Annotated in this window: 19 protein-coding genes; 9 read left to right on the top strand and 10 right to left on the bottom strand. The window is 66.7% G+C overall.

The window, feature by feature from the left end:
* Positions 1–174: 174 nt before the first annotated feature.
* Positions 175–1,077 (top strand): oxygen-dependent coproporphyrinogen oxidase, encoded by a 903-nt coding sequence (gene hemF / locus UU9_RS14480; protein WP_007082516.1) that lies wholly within the window; start codon positions 175–177, stop codon positions 1,075–1,077.
* A gap of 100 nt (positions 1,078–1,177) precedes the next feature.
* Here hemF and UU9_RS18245 read toward each other — a convergent pair whose 3' ends face one another.
* A complete protein-coding gene (locus UU9_RS18245) occupies positions 1,178–2,692 on the bottom strand; it encodes a mannitol dehydrogenase family protein (RefSeq protein ID WP_007082515.1) in 1,515 nt (504 codons plus the stop codon).
* A complete protein-coding gene (locus UU9_RS14470) occupies positions 2,689–4,197 on the bottom strand; it encodes a UxaA family hydrolase (RefSeq protein WP_007082514.1) in 1,509 nt (502 codons plus the stop codon). The genes UU9_RS18245 and UU9_RS14470 overlap by 4 nt, the downstream gene beginning before the upstream one ends.
* Positions 4,198–4,534: 337 nt before the next feature.
* On the opposite strand from UU9_RS14470, the gene kduI reads away from it, so the two are divergent.
* Together kduI and kduD are read left to right on the top strand one after the other, a co-directional pair.
* A complete protein-coding gene (kduI, locus tag UU9_RS14465; RefSeq protein ID WP_007082513.1) occupies positions 4,535–5,383 on the top strand; it encodes a 5-dehydro-4-deoxy-D-glucuronate isomerase in 849 nt (282 codons plus the stop codon).
* 7 nt (positions 5,384–5,390) lie between these two features.
* Positions 5,391–6,146, top strand: coding sequence for a 2-dehydro-3-deoxy-D-gluconate 5-dehydrogenase KduD (gene kduD, locus UU9_RS14460; RefSeq protein ID WP_007082512.1), 756 nt, complete (start codon positions 5,391–5,393; stop codon positions 6,144–6,146).
* A 97-nt stretch (positions 6,147–6,243) separates the two neighbouring features.
* Here the strand turns inward: kduD and UU9_RS14455 are convergent, their stop codons facing one another.
* Positions 6,244–6,888: a DUF4097 family beta strand repeat-containing protein gene (locus tag UU9_RS14455; RefSeq protein WP_007082511.1), complete on the bottom strand. Its 645-nt coding sequence runs from the start codon at positions 6,886–6,888 to the stop codon at positions 6,244–6,246.
* A gap of 147 nt (positions 6,889–7,035) precedes the next feature.
* On the opposite strand from UU9_RS14455, the gene gpmA reads away from it, so the two are divergent.
* The gene (gene gpmA, locus UU9_RS14450; RefSeq protein WP_007082510.1) at positions 7,036–7,779 is read left to right on the top strand and encodes a 2,3-diphosphoglycerate-dependent phosphoglycerate mutase; all 744 of its coding nucleotides are present in this window, start codon (positions 7,036–7,038) and stop codon (positions 7,777–7,779) included.
* A 191-nt stretch (positions 7,780–7,970) separates the two neighbouring features.
* Positions 7,971–8,534 carry a CcdC protein domain-containing protein gene (locus UU9_RS14445; RefSeq protein ID WP_007082509.1) on the top strand — a complete coding sequence of 188 codons (564 nt, stop codon included), beginning with the start codon at positions 7,971–7,973 and terminating at the stop codon, positions 8,532–8,534.
* 64 nt (positions 8,535–8,598) lie between these two features.
* On the opposite strand, the gene zapE is transcribed toward UU9_RS14445, so the two are convergent.
* Together zapE and UU9_RS14435 are read right to left on the bottom strand one after the other, a co-directional pair.
* Positions 8,599–9,711: a cell division protein ZapE gene (zapE, locus tag UU9_RS14440; RefSeq protein WP_007082508.1), complete on the bottom strand. Its 1,113-nt coding sequence runs from the start codon at positions 9,709–9,711 to the stop codon at positions 8,599–8,601.
* 55 nt (positions 9,712–9,766) lie between these two features.
* Positions 9,767–10,459 (bottom strand): alpha/beta hydrolase, encoded by a 693-nt coding sequence (locus UU9_RS14435; RefSeq protein WP_007082507.1) that lies wholly within the window; start codon positions 10,457–10,459, stop codon positions 9,767–9,769.
* Positions 10,460–10,507: 48 nt separating this feature from the next.
* Here UU9_RS14435 and UU9_RS14430 point away from each other — a divergent pair, with 48 nt between their 5' ends.
* Positions 10,508–11,167 (top strand): acyl carrier protein phosphodiesterase, encoded by a 660-nt coding sequence (locus UU9_RS14430; protein ID WP_007082506.1) that lies wholly within the window; start codon positions 10,508–10,510, stop codon positions 11,165–11,167.
* Between the two features lie 220 nt (positions 11,168–11,387).
* On the opposite strand, the gene UU9_RS14425 is transcribed toward UU9_RS14430, so the two are convergent.
* Positions 11,388–11,909, bottom strand: coding sequence for a c-type cytochrome (locus tag UU9_RS14425; RefSeq protein WP_007082505.1), 522 nt, complete (start codon positions 11,907–11,909; stop codon positions 11,388–11,390).
* Between the two features lie 418 nt (positions 11,910–12,327).
* Here UU9_RS14425 and UU9_RS14420 point away from each other — a divergent pair, with 418 nt between their 5' ends.
* The 3 genes from UU9_RS14420 to UU9_RS14410 all read left to right on the top strand — a co-directional run bounded on the left by UU9_RS14420 (position 12,328) and on the right by UU9_RS14410 (position 20,263).
* Complete coding sequence (locus UU9_RS14420; protein ID WP_007082504.1) at positions 12,328–13,560, top strand: efflux RND transporter periplasmic adaptor subunit; 1,233 nt, start codon at positions 12,328–12,330, stop codon at positions 13,558–13,560.
* Positions 13,561–13,662: 102 nt separating this feature from the next.
* Positions 13,663–16,896, top strand: coding sequence for an efflux RND transporter permease subunit (locus tag UU9_RS14415; RefSeq protein WP_007082503.1), 3,234 nt, complete (start codon positions 13,663–13,665; stop codon positions 16,894–16,896).
* A 238-nt stretch (positions 16,897–17,134) separates the two neighbouring features.
* The gene (locus UU9_RS14410; protein WP_007082502.1) at positions 17,135–20,263 is read left to right on the top strand and encodes an efflux RND transporter permease subunit; all 3,129 of its coding nucleotides are present in this window, start codon (positions 17,135–17,137) and stop codon (positions 20,261–20,263) included.
* A gap of 48 nt (positions 20,264–20,311) precedes the next feature.
* On the opposite strand, the gene UU9_RS14405 is transcribed toward UU9_RS14410, so the two are convergent.
* From UU9_RS14405 to UU9_RS14390, 4 genes are read right to left on the bottom strand one after another with little or no spacing between them, the layout of a single operon-like run.
* The gene (locus UU9_RS14405; RefSeq protein WP_007082501.1) at positions 20,312–22,234 is read right to left on the bottom strand and encodes an N-6 DNA methylase; all 1,923 of its coding nucleotides are present in this window, start codon (positions 22,232–22,234) and stop codon (positions 20,312–20,314) included.
* Positions 22,234–23,088 (bottom strand): DNA damage-inducible protein D, encoded by an 855-nt coding sequence (dinD, locus tag UU9_RS14400; RefSeq protein ID WP_007082500.1) that lies wholly within the window; start codon positions 23,086–23,088, stop codon positions 22,234–22,236. Before dinD ends, UU9_RS14405 begins: the two co-directional genes overlap by 1 nt.
* On the bottom strand, positions 23,085–24,218 hold the full coding sequence (locus UU9_RS14395) for a restriction endonuclease subunit S (RefSeq protein WP_040671102.1): 1,134 nt from the start codon (positions 24,216–24,218) through the stop codon (positions 23,085–23,087). The genes dinD and UU9_RS14395 overlap by 4 nt, the downstream gene beginning before the upstream one ends.
* Complete coding sequence (locus UU9_RS14390) at positions 24,215–26,650, bottom strand: DEAD/DEAH box helicase family protein (protein ID WP_007082498.1); 2,436 nt, start codon at positions 26,648–26,650, stop codon at positions 24,215–24,217. Before UU9_RS14390 ends, UU9_RS14395 begins: the two co-directional genes overlap by 4 nt.
* Between the last annotated feature and the right edge of the window lie 23 nt (positions 26,651–26,673).

Genomic DNA, 26,673 nt, shown 5'->3' with positions numbered 1-26,673 from the left:
ATGCTCCTGCTCTGGAGCCTCAAGGCAAAAGCATCGCGGCTGAAGCCGCTCCCACATGGATTTCCGACAAAACAACCCGAAACCTGATACAGCTCAGCTCGCCGCGGCACCCCGCCGCAGGGGCGGCCCGGGGTCGCTTGCTAAGCTTGCGCCATCCCCACGACGAGCCCCACGATGAGCCAGCAAGCCGATCTTGCCGAAACCTTCTTGCGCGATCTGCAGGATCGCATCTGCAGCGCGATCGAGCAGGCCGACGGTAGCGCCCGCTTCGAGGAGGATGCCTGGCAGCGCCCCGCCGGCGGCGGCGGTCGCACCCGCGTGCTGCGCGATGGCGCGGTGTTCGAGCAGGCCGGGGTGAATTTCTCGCGTGTGTCCGGCCACCAGCTGCCGCCCAGCGCCACCGCGCACCGGCCCGACCTGGCCGGCGGCAGCTTCATCGCCACCGGCGTGTCGCTGGTGCTGCACCCGAAGAACCCGCACGTGCCCACCACCCACGCCAACGTGCGCTATTTCGAGGCCAGCAAGGAAGGTGTGGAACCGGTGTGGTGGTTCGGCGGCGGCTTCGACCTGACCCCGTTCTACCCGGTGGACGAAGACGTGCAGCACTGGCACGCGGTGGCGCGCGACCTGTGCGAGCCGTACGGCATGGACGTCTATTCGCGCTACAAGCAGTGGTGCGACGAGTACTTCTACCTGAAGCACCGTGACGAGACCCGCGGCGTGGGCGGACTGTTCTACGACGACTTGAACGAGGGCGGCTTCGAGCGCTGTTTCGCCTTCACCCGCGACGTGGGCCAGGGCTTTCTCGACGCCTACCTGCCGATCGTGGCGCAGCGCAAGGACACGCCCTACGGCGAACGCGAGCGCGAATTCCAGCTGTACCGCCGCGGCCGCTACGTGGAGTTCAACCTGGTCTACGACCGCGGCACCCTGTTCGGCCTGCAGTCCGGCGGACGCACCGAATCGATCCTGATGAGCCTGCCGCCGCGGGTGCGTTTCGAATACGCCTACGAGCCGGAACCCGGCTCGGCCGAGGCGAAGCTGGCGGATTATCTGAAGCCCCGCGACTGGCTGTAGCCGGTTTCATGTGGGAGCGACTTCAGTCGCGATGCTCTTGCTCTGAAGCTCCAAGGCAACAGCATCGCGGCTGAAGCCGCTCCCACAGTTCGACGAGCCCTCAGCGCAACGCCACATCGGTTTCGCGCAACACCTGCGCCAGGCATTCCGGCTTCACCCGCAAACAGTCATAAGCCTGCGCCATGGCATCGACGAAGCGGCGGTCGCCCGTCAGCGCAGGCGGAAACACCGTGTCCAGGGCGAGGAATAACGGCAGGTCGTGCGCCACCTCGTTCGCGCAGGCGCGGCCGATCCTGAGCAGCTCCGGCGCCAGCGGATCGACCAGCGTTTCGCCCGCCTGCGCCCGCCGCCGCACGAAGTGCATCCATGCCGCCACCGGCAGGCACAGCCGTTCGATCGGGTGGCCGCTGCGCAGGTGGTCGAGAATGGTGCCGAACAGGCGAAACGGCAGCTTCTGCGAGCCGTCCCACGCGATCTGCGCCAGCTCGTGGCGGATGGTGGGGTTGCGGAAGCGTTGCAGGATCGTCTCGATATAGGCGGCCAGATCCATGCCGGGCGGGCTGGTCAGGGTGGGCCGGATGTCTTCCATCATCAGGCGGCGCACGAACGCGGCCAGCGCCGGGTCGTTCATGGCGTCGCCCACGCTGGCGTGGCCCAGCAACAGGCCGAGGTAGGCCAGCGAGGAATGCGCGCCGTTGAGCAGGCGCAGCTTGGCGCGCACATAGGCCGGCACATCGTTGGTCAGGGTCACGCCCACGCTGGCGAAATCGGGGCGCTCATTGCAGAACGCGTCCTCGATCACCCACTGGCTGAACGCCTCGCGCTGCACCGGCCACTGGTCGCGCACGCCCAGCGCGTCGGCCACGCGTTCGCACAAGGCGGTGTCGGTGGCCGGCACGATGGCGTCCACCATGGTGCGGGGGAAGGTGGCTTCCTGCTCGATCCAACGCGCCAGCGCGGTGCTGCCTTGCGCCGTGGCCAGCCGCAGCACGGCGGCGCGCAGGCGCAAGCCGTTGTCGACCAGGTTGTCGCAGCTGATCGTGGTGAACGGCGCCAGCCCGCGCACCTGGCGGCGGCGCAGACCTTCGACCAGATAGCCGAGCGCGCTGGCCGGTTGCTGCGGCGTGGCCAGGTCGTGCATCACGTCCACGTGGCGCAGGTCCAGCTCGCCGCGGGCGTCCAGGCAGTAGCCCTTCTCGGTAACGGTGAGGGTGACGATGCGGGTTTGCGGGTGGGCCAGCCGCTCCAGCACGCGCTCGCGATCCTCCGCGGCCACCAGTACCTCGCGCAGTGAGCCGATCACCCGGTAGGACACCTGCTGATCCAGCACCGCCATCGTGTACAGGCCCTGCTGCGGCTGCAGCGCATCACGCAGGCCGCGGCTTTTCAGCGATACCGCGCAGATGCCCCAGCCCGGTTCGCGCGCCAGCAGGCGGTCGATGAATGCGGCTTGGTGGGCACGGTGAAACGCGCCGGGGCCCAGATGGACGATGCCGATGCTGACGGCGGCCAGCGGGTAGTCGGGCAGCGCCAGGTTGGCCGTCGGTGCCGGCAACGTGTCCGGGCCGAGCAGGGCGGCCGGGGTGCCGGTGGCGGCGGCTTCCGCGCGGCTCACAGGGTGACTCCGGTTTTCCACAAGGCAATCTCGCGCTCGTCGTTGATCTCGTTGCGGGCCGGTTTTCCCGAGGCCGTGTCCAGCACCAGCTGTTGCAGCGCGTCGGCCAGCGCCTCCATGCCGAGACCGTCCAGCAAGGCGCCGGCGTCGAAGTCGATCCAGCGCGGCTTGGCCGCGGCCAGCGCGCTGTTCGTGGCGATCTTCAACGTCGGCACCGGAAAACCCAGCGGCGTGCCGCGGCCGGTGGTGAACAGGATCACGGTAGCACCGGCGGCGGTCAGTGCGGTGGCCGATACCGCATCGTTGCCCGGCGCCTCCAGCAGGGCCAGGCCGGGCGACTGCGCGCGTTGCCCATAGCGCAGCACCTGGGTCACGGTGGCGCGGCCGCCCTTCTGTACCGCGCCCAATGATTTCTCCTCCAGCGTGGTGATGCCGCCGGCGAGGTTGCCCGGCGAGGGGTTCTCGTGCACGGGCTGGCCGTGATCGAGGAAATAGCGCTTGAAATCGTTGACCAGGGTGCCGATCTGCTCGAACACCTCGCGGCTTTGCGCGCGCGCCATCAGCATTCGCTCGGCGCCGAAGATCTCGGGGATCTCGGTGAGGATGGGCGTGCCGCCGGCCGCCGCCACCCGGTCGGCGATGCGCCCCACCACCGGGTTGGCGGTGATGCCGCTGAAGCCGTCCGAGCCGCCGCATTTCAGGCCGACGACCAGGTCCGACAGATCGCAGGGCTGGCGCCGGTCCTGTTCGGCCACGGCCACCAGTTCCTCCACCGCGGCCAGTCCCTGTTCCACCTCGTCGTCGGCAAGCTGCGAGTTGAACCAGCGCAAACGGGCCGGATCGACGCCGTCCATCGCTTCCAGCAGCCACTTCATCTGCAGCGACTCGCAACCCAGCCCCACCAGCAGCACGCCGCCGGCGTTGGGGTGGCGCGCCAGCGCGGCCAGCATCTGGCGGGTGTGCTCCAGATCGCTGCCCAGCTGCGAGCAGCCGAATGGGTGGGTGAACGCATGCACGCCGTCGACGCGGCCGCCAAAGTGGCGCTCGGCCTGCTCGGCGATGCGCCGCGCGGTGCGTGCCACGCAGCCCACCGTGCACAGCACCCAGATCTCGTTGCGGGTACCGACCCGGCCGTCGGCGCGGCGGTAGCCCTGAAATGTGGCCCCCGCGCCGGCGTCGGGCGCGGGCGCCGGGGCCAGAGGCTGGTAGCGGTATTCCAGCGTGCCCGACAGCCCGGTGACCATGTTGTGCGTGTGCACCCAGTCGCCCGCGGCCACCGCCGCGGTGGTGCGGCCGATCGCGAAACCGTATTTGTGCACCGGCTGACCGGCGGCCAGCGCCCGCACCGCGAACTTGTGCCCGTGCGGCACAGCCTGGCGCAGCCGTACGTCGCCGGTAGCCAGCGATACGACGGTGCCCTCGGCCAGGTCGGTGAGGGCGATCGCCACCTCATCCTCGGCGTGGACTTGCAGGGCGGTCAGCGGAGCGGAGCGATCTGAGGGCATAGATTTGGGATGCAAACAAGTAACCGGTGTCATTGGAGCGCCACGGCGCAGGCTTGTCGAGCATCGTGGCCGATGAAACCGCCACGCTACACCCGAATCCGGGTCGGAGGACATCCCGGAAGTCACCGGCCACCACGGCGGTGATCCTCCCCCGAGCGGGGCAACGGGCATTTCTCCAGCCTCCGATGACACCGGTCACCAAAACCTGCCCAGATGGCTATGATGGGGCTCATCACCGTCGACGGCCGCCGCAGGCCCACCGCCGTCGACCCGCTCCGGCGGCCTGCCGACCCACGCGCTCCCTGAACGCCGCGCGCCCACCGCATGAGGACCAGACATGTACCAGAAGACCTACCACGCCACCCACCCCGACATGATGGACGGCGCCAGCAACGACCAGCTGCGCGACCGCTACCTGATGAGCGATCTGTTTGCCGCCGACGAGATCCGCCTCAACTACAGCCACAACGAGCGTTTCGTGATCGGCGGCGCCGCCCCGGTGAAACAGGTGCTGGCGCTGCCGCAGCAGACCGAGCCGGCCTCCGCCGCCGGCCAGCCGTTCCTGCAGCGGCGCGAGCTGGGCGCGGTCAACGTGGGCGGCGGCGTGGGCCGCATCCGTGTCGACGGCCAGACATTCGAAATGCAGCCCAAGGATGGCCTTTACGTGCCGATGGGCAGCGCCGAGGTGAGTTTCGAGTCGGTGGATCCGGCCAACCCGGCGCGCTTCTACCTGATCTCCACCCCGGCCCACGCGCGCTTCGAGCTGAAGCACATCCCGATCGACCAGGCCGTGGCGCTGGAGCGCGGCGCGCTGGAAACCTCCAACGAGCGCACCATCTACCAGTACATCGTGCCGGCCACCTGCGCCTCATCGCAGCTGCTGCTGGGGCTGACCGTGCTCAAGCCCGGCAGCGTGTGGAACACCATGCCGCCGCACCTGCACGACCGCCGCTCGGAGGTGTATTTCTATTTCGACCTGGGCGAGAACGACCGCGTCTACCACTTCATGGGCGTGCCCGACGCGCAACGCCACATCGTGATCGCCGACGGCGAGGCGGTGGTGTCGCCACCGTGGTCGATCCACATGGGCGCCGGCACCAGCAACTACTGCTTCATCTGGGCGATGGGCGGCGAGAATCTCGACTACACCGACATGCACGTGCTCGACATCTGCCAGTTGAAGTGAGGTCGCCATGAATCCCTTTTCTTTGCAGGGCAAGGTGGCGCTGGTCAGCGGCGCCAATACCGGCCTGGGCCAGGCGATGGCGATCGCGCTGGCCGAGGCCGGTGCCGACGTGGCCGCCGTGGGGCGCACCGATCCGGCCGACACCGCCCAAGCGGTGCGGGCGGCCGGGCGCCGCTTCCACTGGGTCGAGGCGTCGCTGGATACCACCGCGCCGATCCCCGCCATCATCGAAACCGTCGAGCGCGAGCTGGGCGGCATCGACATCCTGGTCAACAACGCCGGCACCATCCGCCGCAACGACGCGCTGGATTTCAGCGAGGACGACTGGGACGCGGTGATGGGCGTCAACCTGAAGACCGTGTTCTTCCTTTCCCAAGCCGTGGCGCGGCGGCTGGTGGCGCGCAAGCGGCCCGGCAAGATCGTCAACATCGCCTCGATGCTGTCGTTCCAGGGCGGTATCCGGGTGGCCTCCTATACGGCCAGCAAATCCGGCCTGTTGGGGCTGACCCGGCTGCTGGCCAACGAGTGGGCCGCGCACGGCATCAACGTCAACGCGATCGCCCCCGGCTATTTCGAGACCAACAACACCAACGCGCTGCGCGCCGACGAAAAGCGCCAGCGCGAGATCGTGGCGCGCATCCCCGCCGGCCGCTGGGGCGTGCCGGCCGACCTGGCCGGTGCGGTGGTGTTTCTCGCCTCGGCGGCGTCAGATTACGTGCATGGCACGGTACTGCCCGTGGATGGCGGCTGGCTGGCACGTTAGCCCATGGCTGTTGTGGGAGCGGCTTCAGCCGCGATGCTTTTGCTCGAACGGCAAGAAAGGGCATCGCGACTGAAGCCGCTCCCACATAGGCCGGGCCCTAGGGGTTCGCGCCGCTGAACTTCTGTACCGTGGCGCCCTTCACCGGCCCGATCTGCGCGCTGTCGCTGACGTTCAGCACCACCTCGCGGCGAAATTCCAGCGTGCCCTTGACCACGGCGTGCGGGCCGATCACCACGGTCGGCTTGCGGTCGTTCCCGCCAAACCAGCTGCTGGACTTGTCCACCAGGATGCCGCCTTCCACGCGCGAGCCGGCGCCGACGGTGATATCCCCGGCCACCGTCTCGATACCGCCGGCCACATGCGCCGCGTCCAGCTTGATGGCGCCGTTGACGTTGCTGAGCTTGCCGCCGATGTCGGCGCCCCTGGCCAGCTCGACGCTGCCGTTGGTGGCATCGACGTCGCCGTTGACCTTGCTGTCGGTGCCGAGGCGGATGGCGCCGTTCACCGTATTGAGCTCAGCCGCCTGCGCGCGTTCGCCCAGGGTCACCGCACCGTTGACGGTCTGGGCCTCCTGCACGATGGCGCCGGCGCCGATCTCCACCGCGCCATTGACGGTGCTGACATCGCCGGCATGCTGCCCGGCCTCCACCCGCGCGGCACCATTGATCTTGTCGATATCGTTGTCGCTGGCCGCGGCCAGCAGCGGCAAAACCAGGAGCAGGGCAAACAGGATGCGACGCATGGGCAGTTCCTCGTGATGGGTGACGGCTTGAGATGCGCTGGCGCCCCCATGGGTTGGCATGACCTGTGGCAGGGCTGCATTTGACGATACCCGATGCTGGGCTGCACCATTCATCGTTTCCCTCCTCTGCACAAACGGCGCCCATCCATGCATAAACTCGTCCTGATCCGGCACGGCCAATCCCAGTGGAACCTCGACAACCGCTTCAGCGGCTGGGCCGATGTCGATCTCACCGAACAGGGCATGGCTGAGGCCGCCGAGGCGGGCCGTCTGCTGAAAGAGGCCGGCTACGCGTTCGACGTGGCGCACACCTCGGTGCTCAAGCGCGCGGTGCGCACACTGTGGGGCGTGCAGGATGCAATGGAGCTGATGTGGATTCCGGTGCTCACCGACTGGCGCCTCAACGAGCGCCACTACGGCGCGCTGACCGGCCTCAACAAGGCTGAAACGGCCACGAAATTCGGCGAGGACCAGGTGAAGATCTGGCGTCGCAGCTACGACATCCCGCCGCCGGCGCTGGAGCGCAGCGCCAACGAATCGGTGAACGACCCGCGCTACGCCACGCTCGACCCCAAGGACATCCCCGACACCGAATGCCTGAAAGACACCGTGGCCCGCGTGCTGCCGTACTGGCATGAAGTGCTGGCGCCGGCGATCAAGGCCGGCCAGCGCGTGGTGGTGGCCGCGCACGGGAATTCCCTGCGCGCGCTGGTGAAATACCTGGACGGCATTTCCGACGACGCCATCGTGGAATTGAACATCCCCAACGGCGTGCCACTGGTCTATGAATTCGACGACGAGCTGAAGCCACTGCGCCACTACTACCTGGGCGATGCCGACGCGATCGCGGCGAAGATGGCCGCGGTGGCGAACCAGGGGAAGGCGAAGTAGATCCGGCGATGGGATTCGGGATTGGTGATTCGAGATTCGTAAAAGCTCAAAAGCGCCGCACGCTCGGGCTTTTGCTCTGACGAATCCACCATCCTCAATCCTCAATCCCACACAAACACACTGACAATCGTCACTCGTCAGCGCAACGACGGCCGCACTAAGCTGGCGCCATCCCAACACCGGATCGCGCCATGCCCGCGCACATGCTCAGTTACCTCGTCGCGCTGCCATTTATCGCCTGGATGATGTGGCGCCGGATCAGCCGGCAATTCGGTCGCCAGCCGATCCGGCGCAAGCGCATGGTTTTCCGGGTGGCCATTTTCGCGGTGGTCGGCGGCTTGCTGATGCTCAGCGGCCTGCACCGGCTGGCGCTGGCCGAAGGGGCGTTGGGCGGCATGCTGATCGGCGGCGCCATCGGCCTGCTGGGGCTGAAACTCACCCGTTTCGAAATCGACCCCGTGCGCGGTGACTGCTACGTGCCCAACAGCTGGATCGGCGCGCTGCTCACGGCGCTGCTGCTGGGTCGGCTGGCCTGGCGCTTCGCGTTCATCGGCGCGCAGATCCCGCCCAGCGTGGACGACCCGATGGGCCACGCGATGGCAACCCACAGCGCCAGCCCGCTGACGATGCTGGTGGTCGGCGTGCTGGTCGGTTACTACCTCGTGTACTACCGCGGCCTGCTGATCCACCATCGGCGGTTCCAGCAGGCGCAGTCGGCAAGTGGGGATTCGGGATTGGGGATTCGGGATTCATAAGAGCAAACGCCCGAGCGAGCGGCGCCTTTGAGCTTTTACGAATCCCCAATCTCAAATCCCGGCCTCAAGCCAGATGCTCGCTGGCCAGATACTCCTCGCTCTGCATCTCGATCAGCCGTGACTCGGTGCGGCCGAATTCCGCGCGCAGGCGCTCGCCGTCGTACAGTTCGGTGATCGGCGCGGCGGCGGACAGCACCAGTTTCACGCGGCGGTCGTAGAACTCGTCCACCAGCTGCACGAAACGGCGCGCCGCATCCTCGCTGTAGACGGTGAATTGCGGCACGTTGGCCACGATCACCGCGGGCCCGGCCTTGGCCAGCTCGATGTAGTCGGCCACCGCGCGCGGGCCTTCGCACAGGGCGGGAAAATCGAACCACAGGATGTTGTCGGCGCGCTTGCACAGCGCGATGTCGCGGCCGTTGATGTGGACGCTGCCGCCTTCGCGCACCTCGCCGCTGGCCTGATTGGCGAAGATACGCTCCAGCGCCCGGTGCGCCTCGGCGCCGGGCGGGTAGTGGTAGACCGACGCCTGCGCCAGCGCGCGTAGCCGCCAGTCGCGCGAAGAGGCCATTTCCACCACGTGGCAGTGCTGCTCGATCAGCGCGATGGCAGGCAGGAAGCGGGCGCGCTGCAGACCGTCGCGGTAGAGATTGACCGGCGCGGTGTTGGAGGTGGTGACCAGCGCCACGCCGCGCTCGAACAGCGCCTGCAGCAGGTTGGCCAGAATCATCGCGTCGCCGATGTCGTTGACCAGAAACTCGTCCAGGCACAGTACCCGGCAGTGCGCGGCCAGCTCTTCCGCCACTTCGTCCAGCGGGCTCTGCCGCTCGCCCAGTGCGCGCAGGCTGTCGTGCACCTCGGCCATGAAGCGGTGGAAATGCCGCCGCCGCGCGACGCCGTGGGGCAGGCTGGCCACGAACAGATCCATCAGGAAAGTCTTGCCGCGACCGACCGAACCCCACAGGTACAAGCCCGGCACTGCGGCGGCCGGCTCGCTGGCGAGCAGGGATTTCAGCCGTCCAAACAGGCCGGAGTCGGCGACGGGCTCGGCGCACAGCGCCGCATGCATGCGATCGAATTCGGGCAGCAGGGCCAGCTGGGTCGGATCCGATTCCCAGCGATGCGCGGCGACGCCGTCGAGATAGCGGGCGGAAGGGGTAAGCGTGGTTTCGGGCATGGGGCCGATCAAAAAACGGGGGTCGTGGTGGCGTCGCGGAAAACCGTGGTGACGGTCAGGCGCCGCTCCGCTTGGCCGGCAACCAGCCACGCACCGCGTGCTTGATGGCGCCGCGCAGGTCCATCAGCCGGCGATGGAAAAAGTGGCTGGTCTCGGGCATCCGCACCAGCTCCGGCTTGCGCTTCAACGCATCCACCCAGTCGAACACGGCTTGCGGCTCGACCACCTCGTCGGCCTCGCCTTGCACGATCAGCCAGGGGCAGGTGGGCGGCGCGACCGTCTCGAATGCCCAGCGGCCGACCGGCGGCGCGATGCTGATCAGCGCGTCGGCGCGCAGGCGCACCGCGTTGCGGATGCTGACGTAGCTGCCGAACGAGAAACCGGCCAGCCACAGCGCATCGTCCGGCCGCGTGCGCCGCACCCAGGTCACCACGGCGGCCAGGTCGTCGCCCTCGCCGTTGCCTTCGTCGTACGCGCCTTCGGACGCACCGGTGCCGCGGAAATTGAAGCGCACCGTGTCCAGTCCCGATTCGCGCAATGCCCGCTCGACCATCGTCACCACCTTGTTGTGCATGGTGCCGCCCTGCAGCGGATGCGGGTGGCAGACCACCGCCACGCCACGGCGGGCGCAGCCGGGGTCGGCGATGTCGCTGATGAGTTCGAGCTTGCCCGCGGGTCCGGCCAGCATGAAACTGGCCGCTTCCTCGGGAAAACTGACGGGATCGGCGGGAAGCGCAATGGGAGTCATGCGGACGATCATAACCGCCGGACGGATCGGCTGCCGCAAGGCGCGCCGGTGAACCACCTGGCCCATACCTTGCTCGCCGGCGACGACGAGGCCTTGCAGCTGGGCGGCATGCTGGGTGATTTCGTGCATGGCACGCCGGACCCGGCGCGGTTCGCGCCACGGGTCATCGACGGCATCCGCCTGCATCGTGCCATCGACGTCTACACCGACGCGCACGCCGAGGTGCTGGCGGCCAAGGCGCAGTTGCCGCCGCCGTACCGGCGCTACGCGGGCATCCTGCTGGACATGTGGTTCGACCGCAGCCTGGCACGGGATTTCTCGCACTGGAGCGGGCGGCCGCTGGCGCCGTTCTCCGATGATCTGCGCGCGCTGCTGTGGCGGCAGGATGCCCTGCTGCCACCCGCGTTGCGGCGCTTTCGCGCTTACATGGACTTGCAGGGGCTGCCCGCCGGGTACGCCGACGACGTGATCCTTGGCGAGGCCCTGGCCGGCATCGGTCAGCGGCTGACCCGGGCCAATCCCCTGGACTCGGCGCTGCCCGTGCTGCTGGCGCAGGAGACGCAGCTGCAGGCGCGGTTCGAGGCGTTCTTTCCGGAGCTGCGGGAGTTTGCGCGGGGGTGGATCGAGAATGCGGGCGGTAATACTCAGCCCGTCGCCAGCCCAGGCAACCCCCTCTCAATCTCCCCCTGCAAGCAGGGGGAGAGGTAGAACGGCGCCGCTCCTGCTCTGCTCCCTCCCCTGCTCGCAGGGGAGGGTTGGGGAGGGGTCGCTTTTGATCTTCCCGCCAGCCGACGCCCGCCATCCCAACCTGCATTCGGGCGGCTGCGTCGTGCAATCGGGCTTCCTGCCGATTGGTCCCCCACGGAGGAAGGGGCAAACGAAAACGCCGCCCGGAGGCGGCGTTGGTTTTGCTTTATTGGAGCTGGACTTATTTCGCCTGATCGACGATCCAGTGCACGGCGTTCGTAACCTGCTCGTCGGTCAGTGCGGGGTTGCCGCCCTTGGGCGGCATGAAGTTGCCGTCGGGGCCGTGGTAGCCCTCGATCGCGTGCTTGACCAGGGTGTCGATGCCTTCGGCGAGGCGCGGCGCCCACTTGGCCTTGTCGCCCAGCTTCGGCGCGCCGGCGATGCCGCCGGTGTGGCAGCTGGTGCACAGGTGATCGTAGATTTCCTTGCCGTCGGTGGTGCCGCCGTAGGCGACCTGCGAGGCGGCGGCCTTGGTGGCGGCCTCGGCGGCGGCCTGCATCGCGGCACGGCCGGTGTCGCCCGCGTACACGGCGCCGGCCGGAGCGATCCGCTCGGTAACGCGCGCCGGCTGGGTCGGGTCGGTTTCCTTCGGTTCGTTGTTGTAGATGCACAACGCCGTGACGATCAGGATTACCGCCACCACCACGAGGCCGCCGATCATGATGGCGAACTGGCGCATGGTTGTCTGGTCGGATTTGCTCATGGAACCGCTCACGCGTGTACTCCAGTCAGTAGATAATGCCGGTCGGGCCCGATAGGTTTCGGGCCTGGCCGATAATATGGTCAGCGGCAGTGCCGCCAGTGGTAGCGCCATGGCCGCGAGACAACCCGATGCCCCGGCAACCGCTTGGCCCCGTCGAAGGCAGGCGGATGCCAGCGGCGGATTATAAACGAAGCGGGCCACAAGTTTCAGGCGGGGTGCGGCGTTGGCGACAGTGACCGGCAAGGGTGGCGGCACGGCACGGCAACGGCAGCACCGTGTCGTCAGTCATGACACACCCGTGTCAACTGGCATTGTCCCGGTTCGTTGAACTGCCTCTATGCTTTCATCCCGGATCCCCCACGCCTGCCCGACGCGGTCGTGTTCCCGGCAGCCACACTGCTAAACCCAGGAGTTCTACATGTCGCGTTTTTGGAAGATCACGTTGATCGTGATTGCGGTAGTGGTGCTGGCGATCGTGGGCGTGCGCCTGCTGCACAAGCCCGCCGGCAAGGCCGCAGGCAAGCCCGCCGCCGGCGCCAAGGCCGATGGCCCCGAGGCCACGCCGGTGCCGGTGACGGTGGTGCCGGTGGAGCGGCAGAACGTACCCGTGTTCCTCACCGCGCTGGGCACGGTGCAGGCACTGAACACGGTGACCGTGAACCCGCAGGTGGGCGGCCAGTTGCTGAGCCTGGATTTCCAGGAAGGCCAGCCGGTGAAGAAGGGCCAGGTGCTGGCGCAGATCGACCCGCGCACCTACCAGGCCGCGCTTGACCAGGCACTGGCCAAAAAGCGCCAGGACGAGGCGCAGCTGTCCACCGCCAAGAGCAACCTGGCGCGCAGCCAGGACCTGGCGGCCAAGGGCTATATCTCGAAGCAGGACCTGGACACCCTGCGCAACACCTCCTCGCAGTACCAGGCCGCGGTGGCGTCCGATGCGGCCAGCATCCGCGACGCCCAGGTGCAGCTGGCCTATACCAAGGTGATCTCGCCGATCGACGGCCTGGCCGGCATCCGCAACGTGGACCCGGGCAACGTGGTGAGTGCCAGCACGGCGATCGTCACGCTGACCCAGCTGCATCCGATCTACGTGATGTTCACCCTGCCCGAGCAGAACCTGGACCTGGTGCGCGGCGCCGCCGCCAACGACAGCTCGCCGCTGGAAGTGACCGCGCTGGACCGCGTCGACGCGCACCCGATCGCCAGCGGCGGCGTGCTGAAGGTGATCGACAACCAGATCGACACCAGCACCGGCACCTTCCGCCTGAAGTCCGAATTCGCCAACGCCGGCAACGAGCTGTGGCCCGGCCAGTTCGTCAACGTGCGGCTGCAGGTGCGTACCGCCATGGGTGCGCTGGTGATCCCGGCGCAGGCGGTGCAGCGCGGGCCGGACGGCGACTATGTCTACCAGGTGCAGGGCGACAGCACGGTCAAGATGCAGGCGGTGGTGGTGGCCGGTGAAGTGGGCGACAGCCACGTGATGATCGGCAGCGGCCTGAAGGCCGGCGACCGCGTGGTCACCGAGGGCCAGTTCCGGCTGAAGCCCGGCAGCAAGGTCAACGCACTGAAACCCGGTGAAGTGCCGGCGGTGCCGACCCAGGCCGAGCTGGACAAGGCGAAGCAGGACACCAAGGCGGGCCGTCGCAGGCACTGACGCGTGACACGGGCCGCCCGCCTGGGCGCGGCCCGCGCGATCCATCTGCCGCTGGCTGGGCATGACCGCGGCTGACGCCGCTCCTACACGTTTCGGATAGCCATGGGATTCTCCACACTCTTCATCCGCCGCCCGATCGCCACCTCGCTGCTGATGGTGGCGATCCTGCTGCTGGGCATCCTGGGCTACCGCCAGTTGCCGGTGTCGGCATTGCCGGAGATCGAGGCGCCCAGCCTGGTGGTGACCACGCAATACCCGGGCGCCAGCGCCAGCACCATGGCCTCGCTGGTGACCACGCCGCTGGAACGCAACCTGGGCCAGATCTCCGGCCTGGCGATGATGAGCTCGGACTCTTCCGCCGGGCTGTCCACGATCATCCTGCAGTTCAACATGGACCGCGACATCGACATCGCGGCGCAGGACGTGCAGGCGGCGATCAACCAGGCCAAGGGCACGCTGCCGGGCAACCTGCCGTACCCGCCGGTGTACAACCGGGTGAATCCGGCTGACGCGCCGATCCTCACCCTGGCGCTGCAGTCGGACAGCCGTCCGTTGCGCGACGTCAACGACCTGGCCGATTCGATCCTGGCGCAGAAGCTGTCGCAAGTGCAGGGCGTGGGCCTGGTGTCGATCGCCGGCAACGTGCGCCCGGCCGTGCGCGTGCAGGTGAACCCGGCGCAGCTGTCCAACCTCGGCCTCACGATGGAGGACGTGCGCAGTGCGCTGACCCAGGCCAACGTCAACGCGCCCAAGGGCACGCTCAACGGCAAGACGCAGAGCTACTCGATCGGCACCAACGACCAGCTCAGCACGGCGGCCGAATACAAGAACACCATCATCAGCTACAAGAACGGCGCGCCGGTGCGGCTGTCGGACGTGGCCAAGGTGGTGGATGGCGTGGAGAACGACCAGCTCGCCGCCTGGGCCAACGGCAAGCCGGCGGTGCTGCTGGACATCCGCCGCCAGCCCGGCGCCAACATCGTGCAGACGGTGAAGCAGATCCGCCAGGTCTTGCCGGAATTGCGCAACGCGCTGCCGGCCGACGTGCACCTGGACGTGTTCGCCGACCGCACCATCACCATCCAGGCCTCGGTGCACGACGTGCAGTTCACCCTGCTGCTGACCATCTTCCTGGTGGTGGCGGTGATCTTCGTGTTCCTGCGCCGGCTGTGGGCCACGGTGATCCCGTCGGTGGCGGTACCGCTGTCGCTGATGGGTACGTTCGGCGTGATGTCGTTTACCGGCATGTCGCTGGACAATCTGTCGCTGATGGCGCTGGCCGTGGCCACCGGTTTCGTGGTGGACGACGCGATCGTGATGATCGAGAACATCGTGCGCTACATCGAGCAGGGCAAGAGCGGCAAGGAGGCGGCGGAGATCGGCGCGAAGGAGATCGGCTTCACCGTGCTGTCGTTGACGGTGTCGCTGGTGGCGGTGTTCCTGCCGCTGCTGCTGATGCCCGGCGTCACCGGCCGACTGTTCCACGAGTTCGCCTGGGTGCTGACCATCGCGGTGACCATCTCGATGCTGGTGTCGCTGACACTGACCCCGATGATGTGCGCCTACCTGCTCAAGCCCGACGAATTGCCGCCCGGCGATGACGCGCACGAGCGCACCGCCGCCGACGGCAAGCGTGATTTGTGGGTGCGCACCGTGGGCGCGTACGAGCGCTCGCTGGACTGGATCCTCGATCACCAGAAGCTGACCATGCTGGTGGCGGGCGCCGCGGTGGTGCTGACCGTGTTCCTGTACATCGTGATCCCCAAGGGCTTGCTGCCCGAGCAGGACACCGGCCTGATCACCGGCGTGGTGCAGGCCGACCAGAACATCGCCTTCCCGCAGATGGAAGACCGCACCAAGGCCGTGGCCGAGGCGCTGCGCAAGGACCCGGGCGTGGCCGGCGTGGCCGCCTTCATCGGTGCCGGCACGATCAACCCCACCATCAACCAGGGCCAGCTCAGCATCGTGCTGAAGGAGCGCGGCGACCGCGACGGCCTGGACAAGCTGCTGCCGCGGCTGCAGCAGACGGTGGCCGACATCCCCGGCGTGGCGCTGTACCTGAAACCGGTGCAGGACGTGACGCTGGACAGCCGCGTGGCCGCCACCGAATACCAGTACACCTTGTCCGACGTGAACGCGGCCGAGCTGGCCACCTATGCCGGCCGCATGACCGAGGCGCTGCGCCAGCGCCCCGAACTGGCCGATGTGGACAACAACCTGGCCGACAAGGGCAACGCCCTGAAGCTCACCATCGACCGCGAAAAGGCCAGTCGCCTGGGCGTGCCGGTGCAGAGCATCGACGACACCTTGTACGACGCCTTCGGCCAGCGCCAGATTTCCACCATCTTCACCCAGCTCAACCAGTACCGGGTGGTGCTGGAGGTGGCGCCGGAGTTCCGCAATTCGGACGACCTGCTGAACAAGCTCACCGTGCGCGGCAATGGCAACGGCGCGCTGACCGGCAGCAATGCCACCAGCTTCGGTCAGGTGAAATCCAGCAATTCGGCCACGCCCTCGGGCATCGGCAACGCCGGCAACGTGGGCTTCGAGATCGGCGGCGGCGGCACCATTCCGCTGTCGTCGCTGGCCAGCGCCGAGGTCACCAGCGCGCCGCTGGTGATCAGCCACCAGCAACAGTTGCCGGCGGTGACGCTGGCGTTCAACGTGGCGCCCGGTTACGCGCTGTCCGATGCGGTCGACGCCATCCACGCCACCGAGGCGCAGCTGGATTTCCCGCCGCAGGTGCGCGGCGAGTTCGTGGGCAAGGCGGCAGAATTCAGTTCATCGATCGGTGACGAGGTGCTGTTGTTGCTGGCCGCCATCGTGGTGATCTACATCGTGCTGGGCGTGCTGTACGAGAGCTACATCCACCCGCTGACCATCATCTCCACCTTGCCGCCGGCCGGCGTGGGCGCGTTGCTGGCGCTCATCCTGTGCGGCATGAGTTTGTCGGTGGATGGCATCGTGGGCATCGTGCTCTTGATAGGCATCGTGAAGAAAAACGCGATCATGATGATCGACTTCGCGATCGAGGCGCGCCGCACCGGCATGAACGCGCACGACGCGATCCGCCGCGCCTGCCTGCTGCGTTTCCGCCCGATCATGATGACCACCGCCGCGGCCATGCTGGGCGCGCTGCCGCTGGCGCTGGGCAACGGCATCGGCGCCGAACTGCGCCGGCCGCTGGGCGTGTCCATCGTGGGCGGCCTGCTGCTGTCGCAGCTGGTCACGCTGTACACCACGCCGGTGATCTACCTGTACATGGAGCGTTTCTCCGACTGGCTGGCCGCACGCCGCGAACAGCGCGCTTTGCGCCACGCCCAGCAAGCGGCCTGAGCGTGCCGCGCTGCCGCTTTGCTCCCTCCCCTGCTCGCAGGGGAGGGCTGGGGAGGGGTCGCTCTTGACCTCCCCGCGAACCCGAGCACCCCCTCCCAGCCTCCCCCTGCGCGCAGGGGGAGGAGCAGTGCACGCCGCTCACCGTTCAACCATTTCACGGCTCAACCGTTGAGCTTGGGATGATGCCTACACGTCCCGCCTGCCACGCTTCCGCGCGCTCCCCGACAACGTTGAATCCATGAACATCTCCGGCATCTTCATCCGCCGTCCGATCGGCACCTCGCTGCTGGCCATGGGTTTGTTCGCGGTGGGCGCGATCTGCTATTTCCTGCTGGGCGTGTCGGCGCTGCCGGCGATGCAGTTTCCGGCGATTTTCGTGCAGGCCAGCCAGAGTGGCGCCGACGCGAGCACGATGGCGTCGACGGTGGCCGCGCCGCTGGAGCGTCACCTCGGGCAGGTGCCCGGCATCCAGACCATGCGTTCGCGCAGTTCCGAAGGCCGCACCTTCGTCTTCATGATGTTCGACGGTGGCGTCGACCTGGATGCGGCGGCCCGCGATGTGCAGGCGGCGATCAACGCCGCCGCGCCTGATCTGCCCACCGGCCTCAACGGCGCGCCCAGCTACCAGAAGGCCGACCCCAACGACGACCCGATCATCGCCTTCGCGCTGACCTCGGACACGCAGTCGGCCGACGCGCTGTACAACGTGGCCGATACCTTGCTGGCGCAGCGGCTGCGCCAACTGCCCGGGGTGTCGTCAGTGGAGATCGCCGGTGCGGCCACGCCCGCGATCCGCGTCGACGTGAACCTGCGCGCCCTGAACGCGATGGGCATTTCGCCCAACCAGCTGCGCAACGCGCTCAGCGCCGCCAACGTCACCTCGCCGGAGGGCTTCCTGTCCAACGGCAAGACCACCATGGCGATCAGCGCCACCACGCAACTGCACAGCGCCGATGAATTCGCTGCGCTGGTGATCGCCAGCCACAACGGCACGCCGGTGCGCCTGCGCGACGTGGCCAACGTATACGCGGGGGCCGAAGACGCCTACCAGGCGGCATCGTTCGGCGGCAAACCCGCCGTGCTGATGTACGTCTACAAGAAGTCCGACGCCAACATCATCGCCACGGTGGATCTGGTGAAGGCACAGGTGCCGCTGTTGCGCGCCTACCTGCAGCCCAGCACGCGGCTGACGCCATTCTTCGACGGCACGCCCACCATCCGCGCCTCGCTGCACGAGGTGCAGGCCACGCTGCTGATCTCGCTGGCGATGGTGATACTGACGATGGCGCTGTTCCTGCGCCGGCTGGCGCCCACCCTGATCGCCGCCGCGGCGGTGCCGCTGTCGCTGGCCGGCGCCTTCGTGGCGATGTACCTGTTCGGCTATACGCTCAACAACCTCACCCTGCTGGCGCTGGTGATCGCCATCGGCTTCGTGGTGGACGACGCGATCGTGGTGATCGAGAACATCATCCGCCACATCGACAGCGGCATGACCCGCATGCAGGCCACCCTGGCCGGCGCCCGCGAGATCGGTTTCACCATCGTCTCGATCACCGCCTCGCTGGTCGCCGTGTTCATCCCGCTGCTGTTTGCCGGCGGCATGACCGGCATGTTCATGCACGAATTCGCCGCCACCCTGGTGGCGGCCATCGTGGTGTCGGCGGTGATCTCGCTGACGCTGACGCCGGCACTGTGCGGTCGCTTCCTCAATGGCCATCGCGAGCCGGAGGAGCCGTCGCGGCTTGGCCTGGCGCTGGATCGTTTCCACGCCGGCATGCTGCGCGTGTACACCCGCGCGCTGGGCTTTTCGCTGCGCCACGCGCTGGCGCTTTCGCTGACGCCACTGTTGCTGATCGCGGCCACGTTCTTCCTGTTCGGCGTGGTCAAATCCGGCCTGTTTCCGCCGCAGGACACCGGCCTGATCTGGGGCCGCGCCACTTCCAGCGCCACCGTGTCGTTCGAGGAAAGCCGGCAACGGTTGCAGCGGCTCACCGAGATGCTGCTGGCCGACCCGGACGTGGCGTCGGTCGGCGCGCGCCTGGGCAGCAGCCGGCAAGGCACCAGCGGCTCGTTCAACATCGACCTGAAGACCCGCGCCGAAGGCCGGGTGGATGACACCTTCGCCGTGCTGGCGCGGCTCAGCGCCAAGGCCGCGAAATACCCCGACCTCAACCTGCGCCTGCGCCCGGTGCAGGACCTGCCCAGTGGCGGCGGCGGCGGTGGCAACCAGGGCGCGCAGTACCAGATCGGGCTGCAGGGCAACGACCTGGCGCAGCTGCAGGAATGGCTGCCGAAACTGGTGGCGGAGCTGAAGAAGAATCCGAAACTGGCCGATGTCGGCAGCGACGTGGAAGAGGGCGGCCTGCGCCAGAACATCGTGATCGACCGCGACCGCGCCGCGCAGCTGGGTGTGTCGATCGGCGCCATCGATGGCGCGCTTTACGACGCTTTCGGCCAGCGCCAGGTATCCACCATCTACTCGGACATCAACCAGTTCAAGGTAGTGGTCAACGCCATGCCCGAGCAGACCGCCACCCCCGACGCGCTCAACCGCATCTACGTGCGCTCCAACAGCGGCAAGATGATTCCCATCACCGCCTTCGCCCGCCAGGAGCCAGGCCTGTCTCCCTCATCCATCAGCCACGAAAACCAGTACACCACGATGGATCTGAGCTTCAACCTGGCCCCCGGCGTGAGCATGGGCGAGGCGATGGCGATCGTGCAGGCCGCGGTCAGCGGCATGCGCATGCCCGGCGACATCCGGCTCAACGTGGGCGGCGATTTCCGCCGCTTCGAGGAATCGCAAAGCGGCATGCTGTGGCTGGTGCTGGCCGCCGTGCTCACCGTCTACATCGTGCTGGGCATGCTGTACGAAAGCCTGCTGCACCCGGTCACCATCCTGTCCACCTTGCCCGCCGCCGGCGTGGGCGCGCTGCTGGCGCTGTGGCTTACCGATACCGAATTGTCGGTGGTGGCGCAGATCGCGCTGGTGCTGCTGATCGGCATCGTCAAAAAGAACGCGATCATGATGATCGACTTCGCCCTCGTCGCCGAACGCGAGCACGGCAAGAGCCCGCTGGAAGCGGTACGCGAAGCCTGCATCGTGCGCTTCCGTCCGATCATGATGACCACCATGGTCGCCATCCTGGCCGCGCTGCCCATCGCCATTGGCCTTGGCGAAGGCAGCGAACTGCGCCGCCCGCTGGGCATCGCCCTGATCGGCGGCCTGCTGATCTCGCAAAGCCTCACCTTGCTGAGCACACCCGCGCTGTACGTGATCTTCTCGTGCCTGGCCGAACGGCGGAAAAGCTGGGCCGCGCGGCGGCGGCAACGTCGAGCCGCGCGTCGGTTGCCAGCGCAGGCCTGAAGCGCCCGCTGCATCGGGTGTCGATCAATGGCGCAGCGGTTCTGCTCGCTATGGCATCAGCTTTGCCAGCCGGCCTAGCGCGGCGGCCACTATCTGGCCTTGAGTGGCGATGCTGCTGATGATTTGTTCGGGTGTGCGGTTGTCCGCCATGACCGCCGCATTTGGATTGACCGCTTTCAGGTCGAACGTGGCCGCATCGATTGCGGCAGCTTGCCCCTCCAGCTCGCGCGAGGCTTTCTCACGTTCGCCGATCCGTTGCTGCAACGCTGCGATTAGCTCGCTGATTTCCGTGCCGGGCTTCTTTTCCCTCTTCAGCCCCTTGAGCCTTTCCTTCAGGTCGACCGCCTCGGCACGGGCCTGGCGGGCCTGATCCTGCAGCGGTTGCATCGCCTCGCGCGCCGCGGCGCGACGGGCGGCGAAGTCCACGGTCCATGAATAGCGGCTTTCGCCCTTCGGCTTGCCGCGGCGGGGCAGCATGCGCGCATAGCTCGGGAAGGGGTCCGCATGGCTCTCGTCGGCTTTCCATTCGGCCACCAGCGCAGCCGGCAGGGCCGCCTCGTCAAGCACGGAGCCATCCGCCGCGAAACCGAAGTGCGCCAGCGTCAACGGTGTCTTCTTGCCCACCTTCACCCACGACAGGTCGTAGTACCAAATGTTTTCGGTCTTGCGGCCCTTGGTGAAGAACAGCAGGTTGGTCTTCACGCCCGCACCGGCGGTGGAGAACACGCCGCCGGGCAGGCTGACGATGGCCCACAACCCGCATTCGTCGGTGAGTTTGCGCTTGGTTTCGACAAAGGCGCTTTCGTTGGTGCGGAACAGCAGCCCTTCGTCCAGGACGATGGCGCAGGTGCCGCCGGGTGCCAGCTCGGCCAGGATCTTCTGCACGAACAGCACCTGGGTGGCGCCGGTTTCGAAGGCGAAGTTCTTCTGCGCATCCTTGCCTTCCTTGCCGCCGAACGGCGGGTTGGTGAGGATCACGTCGAACTGGGTGGGCGCATGGTCGAACAGCGCCGCATACGTCGCGCGTCCGGTCAGCGCGTTGCCATGCCAGAGGTTCGGCTGGTCGATGCCGTGCAGCACCAGATTCGCCAGCGCGATAGGGAACACCAGGTTTTCCTTCTCGCGCCCGAAGAAGCTGTCGTGCTTGAGCTTTTCAAGATCGGTGCTGGCCGGCGCCTTGCCCAATTTGCGCGCGATGTGCTCATAGGCCACCGCGAGAAAGCCGCCGGTGCCGCAGCACGGGTCGTAGACGGTCTGGCCCAGCGAGGGGTTCACCGTATGCACCATCGCGCGGATCACCTCGCGCGGGGTGAAGAACTGGCCGCCGTCGGAGTTCTTCTCGCCCATCTTCAGCAACAGGTCTTCGTACACCTGCGACAGGGTGAAGAAGTGCGTGTCGTCGATGTGCTCGATGTTGATCTCGTGCAGGCGATCGAGGATGTCGCGCAGGTTCGTCTCCGCATCCACGCGCACCCGTTCCACCGCGGTCATGATGCGGCCGATGATGCGCTGCTTGGGCGACGCGGCCGGATTGGGCAGGCCGGTGCGCAGGTCCATGTCCAGCGCGTGCAGATGCGGCAACAGATCCTTGTTGATGAAGTCGAACAGCCGGCCGTCACCGGCGGCGAACAGCTCTTGCCGCTTCCAGCCCTGCGGCTTGCCTTCCGGGGTTTTCGGATGATCGGGCCGGTCACTCCACGGCGCCGCCCAGTCCTGCCAGCGGTAGGGCGCACGCAGCGCGGGCGAGAACGCCGCACCCAGCGCCTCGGCCTGCTCGGCCTCGCGCGTTTCCTGCGCGTCGAGGATGCGCAGGAACAGGATCCAGGTCAGCTCCGGCACGTACTGCAGCGCGCTGGCGCAATTGGAGCGACGCATGATGTCGCACGCGCTCTTGACGAAACTGGAAAGCGATTGCGTGCTGGCGATGGCCTTGGGCGCTTTTTCGACGGTACTTTTTCGGGGACGTGGCATTACTTGTCGGTCTTCTTCGTGAGTTGCTTCTTCTTCGCCGATTCGAGCCGCTGGATACTCTGTTCCGGCGCCGGCAGGTTTTCCGGCATGGTGCCGCCCAGTTCGTCGATGGTCTGGCGCACCTTGCGGCCCACATCGTGATGGGTGCGGTTGGCCTGTGCCTTGCCACGTACGCCGTCGCGGCGCAGCTTGTCCTCGGCCTGCGTGGCGCGGAACAGGTTGGCCGCCAGCTCCGTGCTGCCCATGTGGTCGAGGATCTTCTGGCTTTTCTTCAGTCCTTTGCGGGCGTGGATGTCCTTGGCGCCCAGCCCGCCGTACAGGCCTTTGTAGCCGTGGTCCTGGAACACCGCGTAGTCCAGTGGCGTTGCCACGCCGGCATCTTTTGCCGCCGCGGCCAGGTGCTTGTTGTGAGTGGCCAGCTCATTGCGCACGGCGAGGCGCTTGTCGTCCTCGGAAAGCCGGGCGAGTTGCGCCGCGTCGGCCAGCTCCTGGCGCCGCGTCTGCAGGGCGAAATAGGTCTGGCCGTTGGCGATCACCGGCTTGGACGGGTCGCCGTTCTGCACGATCAGGTAGCAGGCGTAGCGCGACAGGCGTACATCCTCCACTTCACGCTGGGCACCGGAGCCGATATCGACCATTTTGCTGACGTCAGCAAAATGGTCTGCGACGTGCTTGCCCGCCTTCTGGCAGGCCAGTTTGGCCTTCTCCACCACCTGCACGAAGTTTCGCCACTGCACGTAGTCCAGCAAGGGCGCCAGATCGCGTGCCGACCACCATTCGCTGCCGTTCTCTTCGCACTGGCGAATCGCTTCAAAGGCGGATTGGTGTTGCGCGCTGAGCTTCTTGCCGGTCATGTCACGTCTCCTTGTGTGGTGGATGGATTGAAAGCCTGCGCCAGCAGGCGTTGCGGCAGGCGTTCGATCTCGGCCAGTTGGGTGGTGGCGGCTTGGTGGATGGCGGCGGCTTCGGCGAGTTGGGTTTTGAGGACGGCGACGGTGCGGCGCTGGCCGACGATGTCTGGCGCCGGGATCTCCAGTGCGTTCAACAGCGCGCCGTTCAAGTTGGCCTGATTGCCGCCACGGCCATCGGACAAGCCGCGCAAATCCTCATACGAGGCCATCAACCAGTGATGCAGGAAGTCCACGTCCCACGTGTCGTTCGGCAGGATGGCGAAGCACGCCTGGTTGGTGGTTGCTTCGATTTGGAGCATGGCGGATTGCCCGCGTGTCTTGCCTTGGCCGTACATGGCGATGAGTACGGTTTGCGGTGGCAACAACGTCAGCGAACAGTCGGCCAGCGCCTGCCGCGAGATGGCCTCTTCCGTTTGCGTGATGGGTGCGAAGGCCACTTCGCCGGTTTTCACCCATGGGATTTCGGCCGGCGACCAGTAACGTTTGTCGCCACGCGGCGGCGTGGAGCCGCTGGTCGTTCTGGCCCACTCGCCCAGCACCTTGCGCGGCGCATCACGCAACGCCGCGAAGGTCTGCTGCAACAAACGGCTGCGCAGCAGCACAACATCCCGCACCTGTGTCTGAGCCGCCTGCCGCGCGGTGTCCACTTCCTCCAGTTGGGCCTTCATAAAGGAAGAGATCTGGCGTTGCTTTGCTTTTGTTTCTGGCAACCAGATTGACTGCTTGTAGGCATCTTCTCTGTTCAAGCCCGGCACGCCACTTGCCTTGTTCAGCTCTTCAAGTCGGAGATGCCGAAGTTGAAAGGCAAGCCACTCAAGATCGCAGTCCGTACAAGTGTTATCGATGAAATAAGTTGTATCTATCGGCCAGCATGAATAAGGGGAGACATGAATCGCACCTATAGACCCTTTCCGACCAATGATGATTGTCTTCCCGTCAGTGAAGCCCTCGGAATGATTACCTACCGGACCATTTGATCCAAAAACAACGAAATCGCCGGGCTTTCTGATCCGTTCCGACAGGCTCTTCCCGTATTCAAAGCAACAAATATCACCAACGTTGACCAGCCTCATACCCCAAACAACCTCATCTTTGCTTCCTTCATCACTTCCACCGGCTTGCCCAACACCCGCAGCGCCTTGATGCCACCGGCCTGCGCGATCTCCGGCACGTCGAACAGGCTTTCGGATTCCAGCGCCTCGGTGCCACCTTGCGCGAACTGCGCTGCCAGCCCCTTGAGCACGATGGCGGGCTTGTCGGCCATGCCCGCGAACCATGCGGCGTTGGCGTTCACGTATTCGGCACCGCGCTCGGGCCGCTTCAGCGCGCGGGCGTGGTAGCCGTATTTGCCGAAGAAGTCGAACAGGTCGAAGTCGCCCATTTTTTCCACGTCGCGAATGACTTCCGGGCTGAAGTTGTCGCGCAGCAAATGGTCGATCAGCTGGCGTCGCTGGCGTGCCTCGATCCACAGCGTGCGGAAGTCGGTGAGGTTGTGCGCCTCGGCGAGTACGCGGGCGATCACCTCGCGGCGGTATTCGTCGACCGGGATCGGCGTGGCCTTGCCGTTGCGGTTGGCGAGGATGCAGCGGCCCTGCGCGGTGACCACCACGTGTTCGCTGTCGCCCAAGCGCATCACCGGCACCGGCGTGGAAGGATACTCGCCACCTTCGCCGTCGCCACCATCCTCGCCGCCGCTTCCGCCGCTTCCGCCGCTGCCACCGGAACGCGGCGGCGCGGTGATGAACTCGGTGCCGAACAGGTCGGTGACGCCGGTGTAGTCGTACAGCCAGAACTTGTATTTCCGGGTGGGCTCGTCGATGCGCGTGCCGCGCCCGACCATCTGGTAGAACTTGATCGACGACTGCAGGTAGCGGAAGAACACCACCGCGTTGAGGCGCTCGATGTCCACGCCCGCTTCGAGCAGATCCACGGTGCAGGCGATGAAGGCGCGCTCGCCGGAACCGCGCATGATGTCGATCTTGTCCGCGCCGGCGGCGGCGGTGCACTTGAAGGCGTAGTCGTCCTTGCGCGGCTGGTCGTGCTGCTTGCACCACGCGGCGTAAAGGTTGTTCATCTGCATCGCCACGCGATCGGCGTGCAGGTCGCGGGTGCAGAAGATGATGACCTTCTGCTCCGGGCCCCCGTTTTCGCACAGCAGCTCGAACAGGTCCTTGCACATGGCCGGCGTGCGCAGGTCGACGAACAATTCGTCGTCGAAGTCCTTGCCGGTGTATTCGTTCTTGGTCAGGTCTTCTTCGGTGAGCGGCTTGCCGGTCTTGATGTCGCGCACGCCGGCTTTGAGGATGTCGTCACGGGTGAACACGCGCGCATCGATGTCGGCCTTGCGCTTGATGATTTCGCAGGCGGCCAGGTAGCCGTCTTCCTGCGCCTGCGCCAGGCTGTATTCGTACACCGGCTCGCCGAAGTAGCGGATGTTGTGCGCGGTGATTTCGTGGTCGGCCTGCTCCTCGGCGCTGGCGTGCCGGCTTTCCTTCAGCTTGCGCGGTGTGGCGGTGAGGCCGAGGTGGATGGCGTCGGGGTTGCGCGTAAGCACCTGCGACCACCGGCCCCAGGCCGAGCGATGGCATTCGTCGATGATGATGATGCTGAAGGCGTTCTCGCCGTAGTGCTCGGTGAGGAAGCTGCCGTTGTCATCGCTGTCGTCTTCCTCGCCGTCGATGCCCAGCGTCTGGTAGGTGGCGATGTGGATGCGTGCGTTGGCGGCGGCGTTCTGCCCGCGTACGGTCTGCACGATGCGCACGTTGCCACCAAAGGCTGCCTTGAGCTTGGTGTAGGCCTGTTCGCGCAGTTCGTCGCGGTCGCACAGGAACAGCGCAGGCTTGGGTAGCAACCCGGCCTGCGCCATGCGCCACAGCAGGTTGGTGGCGATGATGGTCTTGCCGGCGCCGGTGGCGAGCGTAAGCAGCACGCGCGGGGCGCGGCCCGCCTGGTGTTCCCGCAGGATTTTCTCGAACGCGGCGCGGATGGCGGCGTCCTGGTAGTAGCGGCTCTGGTTCCACGCCGGGCTGTCGGCCTGGAACAGTACGGCGGCTTCGGGACGGCTCAGGTCGATGCCCTTGTCGCGGGCGTAACGGGTGCACAGGTCGGCATGCGGCGGAAAGTCGTCCAACGGATGCGGGCCGGTCTGGAGGCCACTGGGTTTGTCGTAGTCGCCGTAGAGGTGACCATTGCTGGAGAACACGTATTGCACGTCGAAACGCGCGCAGTCGGCATAGCTCTTGGCCTGCTGCATGCCCTTGAGCGGATCCTCGCTTTGCTTCTTGGCTTCCAGCACGGCCACGGGCAGGGGCTTGGGCATGTTGCCCACCTGCACGCAGAGCAGATAGTCGGTGCGGCCCGCGCCCTTGCGGCGGCGGCCCTTCGGACCGGTCGGCTCCACCGGTGCGGGGGTTTCCAGCTTGATGCGCTGCGGGTCGTCGTAGCCCTTGCGGCGCAGCACCGGATCGATGAGATGGAAGCGGGTTTCTTCTTCGTTGTAAGTCACCCTTTCCCCCCCCGCGCTTACCT

The organism is Rhodanobacter fulvus Jip2 (assembly GCF_000264315.1).
In the GTDB taxonomy this organism is placed as follows: Bacteria; Pseudomonadota; Gammaproteobacteria; order Xanthomonadales; family Rhodanobacteraceae; genus Rhodanobacter; species Rhodanobacter fulvus.
Note: the sequence above shows the minus strand (reverse complement) of the source record. Positions and strands in the feature narration are given on the sequence as shown.